Here is a 15,097-nt window from a genome sequence, read left to right as displayed (position 1 = left end):
GGGGCCGAGCAGGGGGACGCGGTCGGGGACGAGGGCGTCCGGGAGCCGGGCGCCCCCGCCTCGCCCTGGCCGGGCGGATCACGCCGCCCGAGCGCGTGGGCGGGGCGATGGCGCCGCCGGGCAGCGGGCGCATCGCCGGGCAGGGCCCGCGGTGACCGCCTGCGGGCCGCCGACCGGCGCCCACGGCCCGCCCCGGCTGCCGGGGAGTGCCCGCACCCGTCAACCACCGGTCCCGCGTTCACCCGATCAGGGTGGCCGGTGTGCAAGCGGGGGCAGGCGGCACGTAGCGTCGTAACAGGGTACGAAGCAAGGCCGGGGAGGGCGACAGGAGTGCAGGTCATGAGGGCTGAACGGGTCACCACGGCGCTGGCGCTGGCGCTGGCGGTACTGGTGGCGACGGCCTGCGGGGCACCCCCGTCCGGCAGCGGCAGCGACGACGCCGACCCGACGGGCGGGGCGGCCAGGGTCGGCAAGGCCGCGCAGGATCCCGACGGCCGCCCGCTGGCCCTGGTCTACCGGGGCCCGGCGGCCTGCGACGGCTGCCCCGAGGCCGCGCACGACATGCTGGAGACCGACGGCTTCACGGTGCGCTACATCGGGCCCGACGAACAGGCCCGCTTCGGCCCGGACGCGCTGTCCGGCGCGGCCCTGTACGTGCAGCCGGGCGGCACCAACGGGCAGGAGGTGAGCACCGCGTGGAGCCTGCTGCAGCGCGACCCGGGCTTCTCCCCGGAGCTGGTGCGCTCCTACGTGCGCGGCGGCGGGCACTACCTGGGCCTGTGCATGGGCGGCTACCTGGCGGGCAGCGAACCGGGCTACGGCCTCCTGCCGGGCGACTCCGGCCAGTACATCAGCTCCCGGAACGCCGCCGTCACCGACGAGCAGGACCACCTGCTCGACGTCCTGTGGCGCGGGCAGCCGCAGAAGATGTACTTCCAGGACGGCCCGTACTTCGACGTGGACGGCCCGGGGGCGGAGGTGCTGGCCCGCTACACCAACGGCCGGGCCGCCGCCGTGGTCGCCTCCTACGGCGCCGGGCGGATCGCGGTCAGCGGCCCGCACCCGGAGGCACCCTCGGAGTGGTACCGCGACTACAAGCTGCCCAACGAGTCGCAGACCGGCCTGGCGCTGGGCAAGGACCTGCTGAACACCCTGATGGCCACCGCACCCGCGGCCACCGCCGCACCGGCGCCCTGACCCCCGGCGCCCCCGGCGCCCTGCCCTTTCGTCCATGGACGGACGCCGGGAGCCCCCCGCCGTACGGCTGCGGGCCACCGACAGCGCCGCCGCGTACGACCTCGGCGCGGCCCACGACCCCGGCACGGCGCGGCCGCCGGCCCGGGCCCCGCGGCACGTCCTGCCGGCCTGGCTGATGGGGCGCGCCCCGGCGCCCGGGCCGGGGCTGCCCGCCCCGCCGTTCCTGTACCGGGCCGTACCGCCCCGCCCTGCCAGCCAGCCCGCACTAGTGCACCCGGCCCGGCCCGGTACGCCCCCCGCCTGCGCAGACCCTCCCCCGCTGCCCCCGAGCGCGTTCGGCGCCGCCCCGGAACCACCCTGGTGCACTAGTGCAGGATCTCAAGTAACCGTAGAACAAGCCTTGTTGAGTCTCGCGCGTACGGCGTACGGTGGCGGGCGTGGAGAACACCGACATCCTCATCTGCGGCGCCGGCATCGCCGGCCCCGCCCTCGCCCACTGGCTGCGCCGCCACGGCTTTCGCCCCACCGTCGTCGAGCGGGCCCCCGGGCCGCGCCCCGGCGGGCAGGCCGTCGACCTGCGCGGCGCCGGACGCACCGTCATCGAGCGCATGGGCCTCATGGAGCGGGCCCGCGCGCTGTGCGTCGAGCAGCGCGGCGTCGCCCTGGTGGACCGCCGCGGCCGGCACACCGCCCGGATGCCCGTCGAGCTGTTCGGGGGCGAGGGCATCGTCTCCGAGATCGAGATCCTGCGCGGCGACCTCGCGGACCTGCTCCGGGAGGCGAGCGAGGGCGTGGAGTACCTGTACGACGACACCGTCACCGCGCTGACCGAGGACGCCGGCGGCGTCACCGTCCGCTTCGAGAACGCGCCGCAGCGCCGCTTCCACCTGGTCGTCGGCGCCGACGGGCTGCACTCGGCGGTACGGCGCCTGGCGTTCGGCCCCGAGCAGGACCACTACCGCCCGCTCGGCGGCTACCACTGCTGGTTCACCGTCCACGACCCGGCGCTCGCCCGCGCCCTGGACGGCTGGTTCCTGATGTACAACGCCCCCGGCGGGCTGGTCGCCGGCGTCCGGCCGGGCCGGCTGCCCGGCGAGGTCAAGGCCTGCCTGGGCTTGCGCTGCGAGCCGCCGGCCGGGGAGCTGCGCGACGCGCACGCCCAGCGGCGCCTGCTCGCCGCGCGTTTCGCCGGCGCCGGCTGGGAGGTGGAGCGCCTGCTCGCCGCCATGGCCACCGCGCAGGACTTCGCCTTCGACTCCTTCGGGCAGATCCACCTCGGGCGCTACAGCCGCGGCCGCACCGCGCTGCTCGGCGACGCCGGCTACAGCCCCAGCCCGCTCACCGGCCTCGGCACCAGCCTGGCCCTGGTCGGCGCCTATCTGCTGGCCGGTGAACTCGCCGCCGCGGCAGGCGACTTCACCACCGCCTACGCCCGCTACGAGGAGCTGATGCGCCCCTACGTGGCGCGCGCCCAGGAGCTGCCGCCCGGCGGCGTGCAGGGCTACGCCCCCGACAGCGCCCTGATGATCCGCCTGCGGGCGGCCTCCATGCGCTGGATGGGCCGCTGGCCGCTGCGCAGCCTCCTGGCCGCCCAGTTCGCCAAGGCCGGCGACATCACCCTGCCCGACTACCCCCTGCCCGCCCGCACCGCCTGAAGGCGTGTCCGTGCGCTGCGGCGCGGCCCCGGGCTTGCACCTCACGCGGCGTGAGGAGGAATGCTCGTGCCATGCCCTCCCGTGAAGAACAGACCCGGTCCGAGGAACGGACCTGGAAGGTCGGCCCGCTCGCCGAGGCCAGCGGCCTGACCGTACGCACCCTGCACCACTGGGACGAGATCGGCCTGCTGCGCCCCTCCCGGCGCACCTCCTGCGGCCACCGCGCCTACACCGAGCAGGACGTCGTGCGCCTCTACCAGGTCCTCGCGCTGCGCCGCCTGGGCCTGGGGCTGGAGACCATCGCGACCTGCCTGGACGCCGGCGTGGACCCGCGGCGGCTGGTGCGCGAGCACCTGGCCGCCACCGAGGCCTCCCTGGCCGCCCTGCACACCCTGCGCGAACGCCTCGCCCGCCTGCAGGACGAACTCGACGCCGAACGCACCCCCGGCACCGCCGAGCTGCTGCGCCTGGTCCAGGCCGTCGGCGCCACCGGTGCGGCGGCCGGCGAGGCCCTGCGCCGCCACCTCGACGAGGACCAGCTGCACGCCCTCGCCGACCACGCCGCCGCCCTGGGCCCGGGCGCCCACTACCTGCTGGAGGTCGAATGGCCCCAGCTCTACCGCCGCGCCGAGGCCCTGCGCACCGCCGGCACCGACCCCGCCGACCCGCGGGTGCGGCGCATCGCGGCGCGCCTGGACGAACTCTCCCGCCTCTTCAGCGGCGGCGACACCACCCTGTCCGCGGCCGTGCGCACCGCCTGGCGCGAGGACCCGGGCGCCCTGTCCGGCGACCCGGCGGCCCCGGCCGACGCCTGGGCCGCGCTGCGCGCCTTCCTGGACCGGGCCCGGCAGGTGTCGCGATGACCGCCCCGGTGATGCCCCGACACCTGCGGCCGCGCGTCGCCCTGCTGAGCACCCTGCCGGTGCTGGCCGTGGCCGCCGTCGTGCTGCCCCCGCCGGCCGCGGCCGGCCTGCTCCCGTGGTCGCTGCTGCCCGCCGTGGCCCTGGCCCAGGGCGTCCGGGCGTGGCTGGTCTCGCGCCGCCTGGGCCGCGCCGACGACGGCGGCGGGCCCGGGGCTACTTCCCGCGCGGCTGGTTGAAGCGCAGCATGTTGCCCGCCGGGTCGCGGAAGGCGCAGTCGCGCACGCCGTAGGGCTGGTCCATCGGCTCCTGGAGGACCTCGGCGCCGGCGGCGCGGATGCGCTCGAAGGTCGCGTCGCAGTCGTCGGTGCGGAAGATGACGCCGCGCAGCAGGCCCTTGGCCAGCAGTTCGGCGGCGGCCCGGCGGTCGTCCTCGCAGGCGTGCGGGTCGGCCAGCGGGGGTTCCAGGACGATCTCCACGCCGGGCTGTTCGGGCGAGCCGACGGTGACCCAGCGCATCCCCTCGAATCCGACGTCGTTGCGCACCTCGAAGCCGAGCACGTCGCGGTAGAAGGCGAGCGCCTTGTCGTGGTCGTCGACGGCGATGAAGCACTGTGCGAGTTCGATGCTCATGCCCGTCACGCTACGGGAACCGGCCTTGGGTGCGCCGCACGGGACGGGTGCGGATCTTGGCGACGCAGGCGGGGATCGGTTCGCCGTCGGCGTGGTCGCGGGCGCGGTAGGCGCTGGGGCTCTCGCCGACCAGTTCGGTGAAGCGGGTGCTGAAGGAGCCCAGCGAGGTGCAGCCGACGGACATGCACACGTCGGTGACGCTCAGGTCGCCGCGCCGCAGCAGGGCCTTGGCCCGTTCGATCCGGCGGGTCATGAGGTAGCTGTAGGGGGTCTCGCCGTAGGCGGCGCGGAAGCTGCGGGAGAAGTGGCCGGGCGACATCAGGGCGGTGGCGGCCAGCGCGGGCACGTCCAGCGGCTGGTCGTACTCGCGGTCCATCCGGTCGCGGGCGCGGCGCAGCCGGACGAGGTCGTCGAGGGGGACTCGGGTGGGCACGCCCTTCACCTTAGCGAGTGTCCCTGGCGAACTCCCCCGCCCGGCGGCGGCCCGCTCGCGTGGGCCGCGCGGGGCCGACCATCCTGGAGGGTGGCCGCAGACGACGAACCGCTCTCCCCGCGCGCCCCCGGTAACGGGGCGGTGGCCGTCGGGGTGCTGGTGGCCACCGCGCTGGTGCTGCTCGCCCAGGCGGCCAGCGGGACCAGTTCCCGGCTGGTGCTGCTGCTGGTGTTCCTGCCCGCGCTGCTGGCGGGTCTGGGCACGGTGGCGCAGACGGTGGCCGTCTCGGTGTGGGTGAGCGCCGTGGTGGCGGTGTACTCGGCGCTGTACCCGCCCGCGGACCTGCCGGCCCGGCTGGGCACCCTGCTGGGCGTGGTGGCCGCCGAGGCGGCCGTGATCGCCCTGTGCGCGCGGCGGGTGCGGCGCGAGCGCCAGCTGTTCCGGATGCGCCAGAGCGCGGTGGCGCTGCAGCGCCAGCTGCTGCGGCCGCTGCCGGTGCGCACGGCGGAGCTGGACCTGTTCGGGCTGTACCGGCCGGTGGAGGAGGACACCCTGATCGGCGGTGACCTGTACGACGTCGCCGAGACCCCGCACGGCACCCGGGTGCTGGTCGGTGACGTGCAGGGCAAGGGCCTGCGCGCGATCGGCACGGGCTTCGCGGTGCTGAGCGCCTTCCGGGAGGCGGCCTTTAGGGAGGCGGAGCTGACGGCGGTGGCCGACGCCCTGGAGGCGGCGGTCGAGCGCCACAACGCCTACGCCGTGCAGAGCGGGGAGCCGGAGCGCTTCGTCACCGCCACCGTGCTGTGCGTGCGGCGCGGCGGCGACGTACGGGCCGTCAACTGCGGGCACCTCGCGCCGTGCCTGCTGCACCCCGACGGGCGGGTCGAGGCCGTGGGGCTGCCGGCCGGGGTCCCGCTGGGCCTGGCGGCGCTGACCGGTGAGCCGCGGACCATGGAGCGCTTCGCGCTGCCCGAGGGCGGGGTGCTGGTGCTGCTGACCGACGGCATCACCGAGGCCCAGGACGCCTCCGGGGCGTTCTACCCGGCCGAGCAGGGCCTGGCGGAGCTGGCCGGCACCCCGGCCGCCGAGCTGCCGGGGGCGCTGGACGGGTGCGCCCGGCGCTGGAGCGGCGGGCGCAGCCGCGACGACGTCACGGTGCTGGTGCTGCGCCCGGCCCGCTGAGCGCCGCACCGCCCCGGGGGCGGGGGCCCGGCTGCGGCTGCCGTCAGGGGCGTTCTAGGGTGGCTGGCATGATCCCTGCTGCGATGTCCGCTCCGATATCCGACCCCGACGAGGCCCTGCGGGTGCTGCTGGAGGGCAATGCCCGGTTCGTGGCCGGCAGTCCCGAGCACCCCAACCAGGACGCCGGGCGGCGCGCGGCGCTCGCGCCGGGTCAGAAGCCCTTCGCCGTGCTGTTCGGCTGCTCCGACTCCCGGCTGGCCGCCGAGATCATCTTCGACCAGGGCCTGGGCGACCTGTTCGTGGTGCGCACCGCCGGGCACGTGACCGGTGTGGAGGCGCTGGGCAGCGTCGAGTACGGGGTGGCGGTGCTGGACTGCCCGCTGGTGGTGGTGCTCGGGCACGACTCGTGCGGCGCGGTGGCGGCGGCGCTGGATTCCCTGGAGGGCAGGCTGCCCGGCGGCTTCGTGCGGGACGTGGTGGAGCGGGTGACGCCGAGCGTGCTGTCCGCTCGGGCGGCGGGCATCGAGGAGCCGGAGGCGATCGTGGACGAGCACATCCGCCAGACCGTGGACCTGCTGCTGGAGCGCTCCCAGCTGCTGGCCTCGCGGGTGGCCGAGGGGCGGCTCGCGGTGGTGGGGCTGTCGTACCGGCTGCACGACGGCCGGGCCCGTACGGTCGCCGCCCGCGGCATCGGCTGACGGGGCCGAAGCGGCCGGCCGGCGGCGGGCACGGGACCGGCGGGAGGGGCGGGAGGGGCGGGAGGGGCGGGAGGGGCGGGAGCTGGATGTCCGATCCCCGCCAGCGCCGGTGCGCGGGCGGGGGCAGAGTCGGTGGCCGGCGGCGGATCATTCCCGGTCCGCCCGTCTCCCGGTCCAAGGAACGGCTCTTCCCGTGCACAAGGTCACCGATCTCAAGGTCCTCTACTTCGGCACCCCGGTGGTGCTGATCGGCTCGCGCAACGAGGACGGCGGCGCCAACCTGGCGCCGATGTCCTCGGCCTGGTGGCTGGGCCAGTCGTGCGTGCTGGGGCTGGGCAACAGCTCCCAGACCAGCGCCAACCTGCGGCGCGAGGGCGAGTGCGTGCTCAACCTGCCCTGCGCGGCGCAGGTGGACGCCGTCGACGCCCTCGCGCTGCTGACCGCCAACCCGCACATCGCCGAGTACCGGCGCGAGCAGGGCTACCGCCACGAGCGGGACAAGTTCGGCGCCGCCGGGCTGACCGAGCTGCCCGGCGAGCTGGTGCGGGCGCCGCGGGCCGCCGAGTGCCCGGTGCAGCTGGAGTGCCGGGTGGAGGCGGCCACCCCGCTGGCCGGCAACGAGGGGTGCACGGCGTTCGAGGTCACCGTGGTGCGCGCCCACGTGGACGAGGGCCTGATCGTGCCGGGCACCGACCACTACGTGGACCCGGTCGGCTGGGACCCGCTGATCATGAAGTTCTGCGAGTTCTTCGGCGAGGGCCGGCGCCTGAGCCCCTCCCGCCTGGCCGAGGGCTGGCGCATGCCGGGCCGGCTGCCGGCCGCGGTGTGAGGACCGCGCCGCTGGCCGGCGCCACGGCCGCCGTGTGACGGCCGCCGTGCGACGGCTGGCGTTTCACAGGTGGCGTTTCACGGCGCGACGGCCGCTCCGCAGGAGTCGCACACCCGGGTCGCCGGCAGCTCCAGGAAACAGGTCGGGCAGATCGCCGGCGGGCGCGGCGCGGGCGCCGCGGCGACGGTGGTGGTGGTGGTGCTCCGGCGGGTCGCCGCGGTCTTCAGCCGCGGGGCCAGCGCCGGGATGCCGCCGTCGGCGGGCAGGTCGGCGCCGAAGTGGCGGTAGCAGGCCAGCCGGGCGGCGGCGGCGTGCTGCTCGCGGTCCATCTCGTCCGGGATCGGCGGCTGTCCGGCCACCGCCAGCACGTCCTGGTAGCCGGTTCCGACCATGCCGTCGGCGGCGTGCACCACCAGGGAGGTCAGCGGCGGGTCGCCGCGGCGGTGGGCCTCGCGCACCACCAGGGCCAGCACCTTGCCGATCCAGTGCCGCTGGTTGATGCTGGTGCGCACCCCGGAGGCCTGCTGGACGGCCTCGGCCAGCTCGGCGTAGGTGATCACCGCGTGGTAGCGGCGTGCCACCTCCACCAGGGCCGGGTAGGCCGCCCTGGTCCACACGATGTGCGCCTGGCTGACGGCGACGGGCGAGCCGTCCGAGTCCCGCCAGTAGCCGCGCTGCTGCTGCGTCATCCGTCCGCCCCTGTCCGTTGTGCCTGTCGGCGCCCGCCGGGAGCGAGGCTACCCGGCGAAGGTGGCGCTCTTCCCGTCGGGGCGGGCGGCCGGGCCCGGCTTCCCGTGCTGCCGAAGGCGTTGCCCGGGCGCCGGCCGCGGCCGTACGGGCTTGCGCGGTCGATGCCCCCTGTACGGGAACGCCCCGGGGCCGGGGCCGTTTCCCGGCCGTGCCGCCGGCGGCCCCGGCCCCCGGTTCACCCCGTCCACCCCGTCCACCCCGTCCACCCCGTCCGCCCCGTCCGCCCCGTCCGCCCGGTCCGTGCGGTCCGTGCGGTCCGTGCGGTCCGTGCGGTCCGTGCGGTCCGTGCGGTCCGTCCCGTTCACCACGGTCGGGGGCGGAGCGTTCGCGGCCGCGGCCGCGGGTGGTACTGCCCACCTCCACGGTACGGGCCCTCGCGCCGCCCTTCGCCTCCCGCCCCCCCCGGGGGGGCGGTTCGTGCGCGGGCCTTCACAGGCGGGGCGCCCTGGGCGGTGTCCCGCCAAGGGCGGGCAAAGCGGAAAAGGGCGGTGCGGTCACGGTGGGGACCGTGACCGCACCGCCTTTGCGGTGCCCGGGGTGGGCTACGTCACAGGGCTGCGGCGTCGGGCGCGGGTGGCGCGGCGGCCGGGGGGCGGGGTGGGGTCGGCGTTCCAGGCGGCGACGGGGTTGCCGAGCCAGCGGGTGGCGTCGGGGACGTTCTCGCCGCGCATGACCAGGGAGGCGGGGCCGACCGTGGTGTTGGCGCCGAGGGAGGAGTTGAGCAGCACGATCGAGTGCGGGCCGGTGGTGGAGCCGGTGCCCAGGTGGACGGGGCCCAGGCGCATCACCCGGTCGTGGAACAGGTGGGTCTGCAGCACGGTGCCGCGGTTGACGCTGGCGCCGGCCCCGACGGTGACCAGGTCGCTCTCGGGCAGCCAGTGGGTCTCGCACCACACGCCGCGCCCGATCCTGGCGCCGAGGCTGCGCAGCCACAGGTTCAGGTAGGGGGTGCCGGTCATGGCGCCGCCGCCGAAGGGCATGGCGAGTTCCTCGACGAAGGTGTCGTAGAGCTCGTTGCGCCACACGAAGGACGACCACAGGGGGTGCTCGGCGACCCGGAAGCGTCCGACCAGCAGCCATTTGGCGAGGGTGGCGATGGTGCAGGCGGCGACGGCGGCGGCGACCAGCACCAGGCCGGCGGCGCCGACGGCCACGCCCAGCCCGTAGCCGTTGCGGATGGCCTGCAGGGCGGCGAAGACCAGGTCGGCGAGCAGGGCGGCGATGATCACCGGGACGAGCCGGCACAGCTCGACGCCTGCGCGCGCCCACATCAGGCGCCTGGGCGGCTCGTAGGTGCGGGCCTCGCCGCCGCCTTCGGCCACCCGGGGCAGGGCGAAGGCGGGCCGGCCCAGCCACGAGGAGCCCTCCAGGGCCTGGGCGGGGGTGTCGGAGAGCACGCCGACCAGGGAGTTGTCGGGCAGCCAGCGGCCGGGGCCGACGATGCCGGAGTTGCCGACGAAGGAGCGGCGTCCGACGCGGGCGCGGCCCAGGTGCAGCCAGCCGCCGCGCAGCTCGTAGGGGGCGACGAGGGTGTCGTCGGCGAGGAAGGCGCCGTCGTCGACCCGCATCAGGCCGGGCAGGGCGAGCACGGTGGAGGCCTCCACCCGGCGGCCGATCCTCGCGCCGAGCAGGCGCAGCCACACCGGGGTGAAGAGGCTGGCGTAGAGGGGGAACAGGGTGCGCCGGGCGCTGTCGCTCAGACCGGAGACGGCCCAGGCGCAGAACGCGACGCCCCCGGTGGCCGGGTGGAAGCCGGGGCGCAGCGGCAGGGAGAACAGGCGGATCAGCAGGGCTATCAGGGTGGCGTGGCACAGGACGGTCAGGACGGCGAGCGGCACGGTCAGCGGCAGCAGTTGGAGCAGGGCGGTGCCGAGGGTGTGCTCGTTGTCGACCATCGGGTAGACGATGAACAGGGCGGGCAGGGCGGAGAGGAGGGGGACGAGGCCGAAGAGGACGAGGCTGAGGCCGTAGGCGGCGTTCCAGATCCGGTGGGGGCGGGCGGGGGCGGCGGGCCAGGGGGTGCGGGTCTCGGTGGAGGGGCGGGCCGGGGAGCCGTGCCAGTGTTCGCCGGGTGGGACGGTGGCGGTGACGCAGGTGCCGGGGGCGATCTCGGCGCCGGCGCCGATGCGGGCGCCGGGCATCAGGGTGGCGCGGTGGCCGATGCTGGCGCCTTCGCCGATGTCGATGTGGCCGAGTTGGAGGGTGTCGCCGTCGAGCCACCAGCCGGCGATGTCGACCTCGGGTTCGAGGCAGGCGCCGGCGCCGATGCGGGCCAGTCCGGTGACCGGGGGTGCGGTGTGCAGTTGGACGCCGCGGCCGACGCGGCAGCCGAGCATGCGGGCGTAGCGCGGGGCCCAGGGGGTGCCGGACAGGGAGGCGGTGGCGAACATGGCGGTGTAGCGTTCGGCGGCCCACAGCCGCAGGTGGACCTGGCCGCCGCGGGGGTGGCTGCCGGGGCGGATGCCGGCGGTGATCAGGCGGGCTCCGGCGGCGGCGAGCAGGGTGCGGCCGGGGGCGCTGTAGAAGGCGGCGGCGCCGGCGGCGACGGGCCACCAGGAGCTGTGGGGGGCCCATGACAGGTGGGTGCCGAGCAGGTTGTCGGCGGCGACCAGGACGATCGTCCAGCGCAGTCCGGCGAGGGCGAACAGGGCGAGCAGCATGAGGGTCTGCCACAGGGCGGCGCTGCGCGGGGTGGGGCGTACCGCTCGTGCGGGGTGGGCGGTCGTGGCGGTTTGTGGCCCTGCCGCGGCCCGGGGGGCCGGGGCGAGGGAGTCGAGGTAGTGGGCGAGGTCGCCGAGCACGGGGTGGGCGTAGAGGTCGGCGACGGAGACGCCGTTGTGGCGGGTGCGCAGTTCGGAGACCAGGCGGGCGGCGGTGAGGCTGGAGCCGCCGAGGGCGAAGAAGTCGTCGGTGGCGGCGGGGGCCGTGCCGAGCAGGCGTTCCCAGTGGCCGGCGAGCCAGCCGGCGGTGCCGTGCAGTTGTTCGGCGGGGCCGTGGGTGGTGGTGGCGGTGGTGGCCAGTGGCCAGGGCAGGGCGCCTCGGTCGACCTTGCCGGAGGTCTTGGTGGGCAGGGAGTCGACGAGGGCCAGGACCGGTACCAGGGGTGCGGGCAGGTGTTCGAGCAGGTGCTGGCGGGCGGTGGCGAGGTCGGGGCCGGTGCCGGGCTGGGGGACGAGGTAGCCGACCAGCAGGTCGGCGCCGGCCGGGGTCTTGCGCACGGCGGCGGCGGCTGCCCGGATGCCGGGCAGGGCCTGGAGGGCGGCGTCGATCTCGCCGAGTTCGATGCGGCGCCCGCCGAGTTTGATCTGGTCGTCGGCGCGGCCGAGGAAGATCAGGCCTTCGGGGTCGTTGCGGACCAGGTCGCCGCTGCGGTAGACGCGGGGGGAGGCGATCGCGGGGTGGGGGCTGTACTTCTCGGCGTCCTTGGCGGGGTCGAGGTAGCGGGCGGTGCCGATGCCGCTGATCAGCAGTTCGCCGCTCTCGTACCAGGGCACGGGGTTGCCGGCCTGGTCGACGACGGCGATCTCCCAGCCGTCCAGGGGGGCGCCGATGCGCACCGGCTGGCCGGGCAGCATCCGGGCGGCGGTGGCCACCACGGTGGTCTCGGTGGGGCCGTAGGTGTTCCAGAACTCGCGGCCGGGCACGGCCAGGCGTTCGACGAGTTCGGCGGGACAGGCCTCGCCGCCGACGATGATCAGGCGCACCTGGTCCAGGCACTCCTGCGGCCACAGGGCGAGCAGGGTGGGGACGGTGGAGATCGCGGTGATGCGGCGCTGGACCAGCCAGGGGCCCAGGTCGGTGCCGGCCTTGACCAGGGCGCGGGGGGCGGGGACCAGGCAGGCGCCGTGGCGCCAGGCCAGCCACATCTCCTCGCAGGAGGCGTCGAAGGCCACCGAGAGGCCGGCCAGGACGCGGTCGCCGGGGCCCAGCGGGTGCTGGCGCAGGAAGATGCGCGCCTCGGCGTCGACGAAGGCGGCGGCGCTGCGGTGGGTGACGGCCACGCCCTTGGGGCGGCCGGTGGTGCCGGAGGTGAAGATGATCCACGCGTCGTCGTCGGGGTTGGGCCAGGCGGGACGGCCGCGGGGGCGGGCGCCGGGGCCGGCGAAGAGACGGCGTTCGGCGCCCAGGACGGCACAGACCTGGGCGTCCTGCCAGATCATCTCGGCGCGTTCGTCGGGATCGTCGGCGTCCACCGGCACGTAGGCGGCGCCGCAGCGCAGCACGGCCAGGATGGAGACGTACAGGTCGGCGGTGCCGGAAGGGATGCGGACCCCGACCCGGTCGCCGGTGCCGATGCCGTGGCCGGCCAGGACACCGGCGAGGGCGTCGACCTCCTGCAGGAGGGTGCGGTAGTCCAGGACGGTGGTGCCGGTGTCGAGCGCGGGTGCGTGGGGGTGCGCGTCGGCGGTGGCGGCGATGACGTCGAGCAGGCTGCGCGGGTGGGCGGGCTGGGCCACCGGCCAGCCCGCGGCGAGCCCGGGATGGGGGCGGTGCAGCGTGCGTGGGCCGGCCGTGTCGTGGCGTACGTCCATGGGGGTGGGTTCCTCGGCTCCGTTTTCCTGGGGGGCGCGTATCGCTTGCTACGTGCGGTGACGGCGTTGTCACCTGGTGGGACGCGCCCACTCACCATGACTCCGCTGGGAGTCGGCTGGATGCAGCGAAGGTGCGGTCAAAGAAAATTCTCATCATCGATGCCGTAATTCGGCGGCAGCGGTGCGTTTCGAATGTCATTTCGGTGTTTTCGAACGTTTTCGCTGGTGAAGGGTAATCGGCGCCGACCCGGGGGCCGTGACGACAGGGGGACGCGTGGTGAACACCATGGCGTCCGGAACGGTACCGGTAGTGAGGGGCCGACTACCGAATCGGGGGGTTCTGGTCCTCGGATCACCAACCCGTTCACGTCGCTCGCACGTTTGTGTGGGACCGTGCCGCCGCCGCTGTCCCTGCGGAGGATTCCTGGGAATACGGTGTGCAGCACAGCGGCCCCCTTCCGGCCGCGGTGACGAGGAACCACCCGGCGCCGCACCGGCCGTCCCACCGCGGGGGACCGGCCGGCGCAGCGCCCGGTGAGCCGCTCGTCCGGTGCGCGGCCACGGATCCAACCTGCACGCCACACGCCTGGCCTGCTACCCGTACGAGGACCCCACAAGGGCCGTCCGGACGGCGGCGCCCACCCCCACCCGCCCACCCGAGACCCCTCCACCCCGAGCGGAAGACCATGCAGACACTGCCCGGGACCCCCTCCCTCACCACGCCCCGACCGGCCAGCGGCACCACGCACGCCTTCCACAACCCGCCATCACCCGGACGGGCTCCTCCACGCCCCCACCCCCCTCACCCACCACCCACTCCCCCGCCCCACCCCACACACCCACCACCCACCCGACACCGGCCCCCACCCCGATCCCGGCCACCACACACGAACACACCCACCCCCAGCCACCACAACACCCCACCGCGCGAAGACACGCCCAGACAACCCCCACCACCCACCCCCACCACCACCACCCACAGCGCCAGCGGCCGGGGGGCTCGCCGCCGGCGGCCCCAGCGAGAGGAAGCCACGCACATGCCTCCCGTCCCGGTGAAGCCCGGCAGCCACGAAATCGACGGCACCATCCTGGGCGGACAGGCCGTGGTCACGGCCGGCGAGCACGCGACGGAGCACGCAGTGCCCCTCATCACCAGCCGCCCGCCGCACCCGCCGTTCCAACAGACCCGGACCATCGAGCCGGGCGAGCCCGTGCCGGGCCCGCCGTACGTGATCCGCCCGACCCACCACGAGCAGGCCGGCCTCGTGATCGCCGAGGACAAGCTGGGGGTCAACGACGCCCCGCGCCGGCCATGGGCGCAGTTCACGTTCGAGCCGGCCCTCGGCGGGTCCGGATCCGGTCGGACAAGGGCCTGTCCCTGCGCCTGGTGCGTCCCGGCGAACAGCTCGAACTCCCGCGCCGCAGCGGCAGCCCCTGGAGCCGTGGCACCTGACGCTGCGCCCGTTCGGCGAGGAGCAGACGCCGGGCGAGCGCCCGGGTGGGCGCGCGAGTGGGCGCCCACGCCCGGGGCCGCCGGGGCCGCTCGCCCCGGCCGCCCCGCCCCGATCCCTCCGAGCGGTGGTGAACCCGTCCGGCGGTGGGATCCGTCGAATTCCGGTGGGGGCCTGAGGCCGGTAGGCCCGCCCGGGCGGGAAGTCGACGGGGCCGACTTCCCGCGCGGGCGGGCGGTTCCGGCCGGCGCCGTCGGCGGGGTGACGGCCCCGCCGACGGCTGCCCCGGCGCACGGCAGCGCCGCGGGCCGACCGTAGCGGGCCGGTGGCCACCCAGGCGGGCGGACCGGCCGCTCAGGCGGGCAGGTTGCCCTCACCGCCCAGGTTGGCGGTGATGCGGCGCAGAACGTTGACGGCGGTCACGAACTCCGCCTCGTCCACGCCCTCGTGGGCGCGGCGGTGCACGCGCAGGTTGCGTTCGCGGGCCCGCAAGCGCGCGGCCTCGCCCTCCTCGGTGAGCGACATGGCACCCGTCGCCCGGTCCTCCAACAGCCAGCCGCGCGCGGCGAGGTCGTCGAAGACCTCGCCGAAGTCGAGGCCGAGGTCCTCGTAGCGGGCCAGGCGCTCGGCCAGCGTCGCGCGGTTCCAGACGCCCGGGGCCCCGGCGGCGTGGTTGAGCGTCCACCAGTGGGGCTGGGTCAGGCCCTCCACGGCCAACTGCTCACGCAGCGCCCCCACCACCCGCCGGTACACCTCGCCGCTCCACGCGCCGATGGGCTGGGCCGCCAGGACCTCGTGCGGATACTCCTCAAGCGCCACGCCGACACACCCTTCCTCGCCTCCTCGCCGGACCACCGGGACACGAACACCGTAGAAC

At 75.8% G+C, this 15,097-nt stretch carries 12 protein-coding genes; 7 read left to right on the top strand and 5 right to left on the bottom strand.

All coding sequences use genetic code 11. The features are described 5' to 3' along the window. Positions 1-339: 339 nt before the first annotated feature. The 4 genes from HS99_RS39860 to HS99_RS39845 all read left to right on the top strand — a co-directional run bounded on the left by HS99_RS39860 (position 340) and on the right by HS99_RS39845 (position 3,951). Positions 340-1,197, top strand: coding sequence for a BPL-N domain-containing protein (locus HS99_RS39860; protein ID WP_050366257.1), 858 nt, complete (start codon positions 340-342; stop codon positions 1,195-1,197). A 437-nt stretch (positions 1,198-1,634) separates the two neighbouring features. After that, the gene (locus HS99_RS39855) at positions 1,635-2,852 is read left to right on the top strand and encodes an FAD-dependent monooxygenase (RefSeq protein ID WP_030291094.1); all 1,218 of its coding nucleotides are present in this window, start codon (positions 1,635-1,637) and stop codon (positions 2,850-2,852) included. 71 nt (positions 2,853-2,923) lie between these two features. Beyond that, entirely contained in the window at positions 2,924-3,715 is a 792-nt protein-coding gene (locus HS99_RS39850) for a MerR family transcriptional regulator (RefSeq protein ID WP_046386319.1), read from the top strand. Further along, complete coding sequence (locus HS99_RS39845; RefSeq protein WP_030558268.1) at positions 3,712-3,951, top strand: hypothetical protein; 240 nt, start codon at positions 3,712-3,714, stop codon at positions 3,949-3,951. The genes HS99_RS39850 and HS99_RS39845 overlap by 4 nt, the downstream gene beginning before the upstream one ends. On the opposite strand, the gene HS99_RS39840 is transcribed toward HS99_RS39845, so the two are convergent. Both HS99_RS39840 and HS99_RS39835 read right to left on the bottom strand, forming a co-directional pair. After that, on the bottom strand, positions 3,929-4,345 hold the full coding sequence (locus tag HS99_RS39840; RefSeq protein ID WP_030291088.1) for a VOC family protein: 417 nt from the start codon (positions 4,343-4,345) through the stop codon (positions 3,929-3,931). The genes HS99_RS39845 and HS99_RS39840 overlap by 23 nt on opposite strands. A gap of 10 nt (positions 4,346-4,355) precedes the next feature. Then, positions 4,356-4,721, bottom strand: coding sequence for a helix-turn-helix transcriptional regulator (locus HS99_RS39835; RefSeq protein WP_046386320.1), 366 nt, complete (start codon positions 4,719-4,721; stop codon positions 4,356-4,358). Between the two features lie 147 nt (positions 4,722-4,868). Here HS99_RS39835 and HS99_RS39830 point away from each other — a divergent pair, with 147 nt between their 5' ends. The 3 genes from HS99_RS39830 (at position 4,869) to HS99_RS39820 (ending at position 7,487) form a co-directional block, all read left to right on the top strand. Further along, positions 4,869-5,960, top strand: coding sequence for a PP2C family protein-serine/threonine phosphatase (locus HS99_RS39830; protein WP_046386318.1), 1,092 nt, complete (start codon positions 4,869-4,871; stop codon positions 5,958-5,960). A 68-nt stretch (positions 5,961-6,028) separates the two neighbouring features. Continuing rightward, positions 6,029-6,658, top strand: coding sequence for a carbonic anhydrase (locus tag HS99_RS39825; RefSeq protein ID WP_223885860.1), 630 nt, complete (start codon positions 6,029-6,031; stop codon positions 6,656-6,658). A gap of 193 nt (positions 6,659-6,851) precedes the next feature. Then, a complete protein-coding gene (locus HS99_RS39820; RefSeq protein WP_030291080.1) occupies positions 6,852-7,487 on the top strand; it encodes a flavin reductase family protein in 636 nt (211 codons plus the stop codon). A gap of 77 nt (positions 7,488-7,564) precedes the next feature. Here HS99_RS39820 and HS99_RS39815 read toward each other — a convergent pair whose 3' ends face one another. The 3 genes from HS99_RS39815 to HS99_RS39805 form a co-directional block, all read right to left on the bottom strand. Then, on the bottom strand, positions 7,565-8,176 hold the full coding sequence (locus tag HS99_RS39815; RefSeq protein ID WP_223885861.1) for a hypothetical protein: 612 nt from the start codon (positions 8,174-8,176) through the stop codon (positions 7,565-7,567). Between the two features lie 603 nt (positions 8,177-8,779). Next, entirely contained in the window at positions 8,780-12,769 is a 3,990-nt protein-coding gene (locus HS99_RS39810) for a Pls/PosA family non-ribosomal peptide synthetase (protein ID WP_078968689.1), read from the bottom strand. Between the two features lie 1,805 nt (positions 12,770-14,574). After that, positions 14,575-15,039 (bottom strand): winged helix DNA-binding protein, encoded by a 465-nt coding sequence (locus tag HS99_RS39805; protein ID WP_030291181.1) that lies wholly within the window; start codon positions 15,037-15,039, stop codon positions 14,575-14,577. Positions 15,040-15,097: the final 58 nt, after the last annotated feature.

This window comes from Kitasatospora aureofaciens, from assembly GCF_001188955.3.
GTDB lineage: Bacteria > Actinomycetota > Actinomycetes > Streptomycetales > Streptomycetaceae > Kitasatospora > Kitasatospora aureofaciens.
The sequence above is the reverse complement of the archived record's forward strand: the minus strand, read 5'-3'. Positions and strand labels throughout refer to the sequence as shown.

What these genes read in the sequence shown, in the direction of transcription:
- HS99_RS39860 (WP_050366257.1), top strand. Translation starts at nt 340, where the DNA reads ATGAGGGCTGAACGGGTCACCACGGCGCTGGCGCTGGCGCTGGCGGTA.
- HS99_RS39825 (WP_223885860.1), top strand. Translation starts at nt 6,029, where the DNA reads ATGATCCCTGCTGCGATGTCCGCTCCGATATCCGACCCCGACGAGGCC.
- HS99_RS39850 (WP_046386319.1), top strand. Translation starts at nt 2,924, where the DNA reads ATGCCCTCCCGTGAAGAACAGACCCGGTCCGAGGAACGGACCTGGAAG.
- HS99_RS39845 (WP_030558268.1), top strand. Translation starts at nt 3,712, where the DNA reads ATGACCGCCCCGGTGATGCCCCGACACCTGCGGCCGCGCGTCGCCCTG.
- HS99_RS39835 (WP_046386320.1), bottom strand. Translation starts at nt 4,721, where the DNA reads ATGGACCGCGAGTACGACCAGCCGCTGGACGTGCCCGCGCTGGCCGCC.
- HS99_RS39810 (WP_078968689.1), bottom strand. Translation starts at nt 12,769, where the DNA reads ATGGACGTACGCCACGACACGGCCGGCCCACGCACGCTGCACCGCCCC.
- HS99_RS39840 (WP_030291088.1), bottom strand. Translation starts at nt 4,345, where the DNA reads ATGAGCATCGAACTCGCACAGTGCTTCATCGCCGTCGACGACCACGAC.
- HS99_RS39815 (WP_223885861.1), bottom strand. Translation starts at nt 8,176, where the DNA reads ATGACGCAGCAGCAGCGCGGCTACTGGCGGGACTCGGACGGCTCGCCC.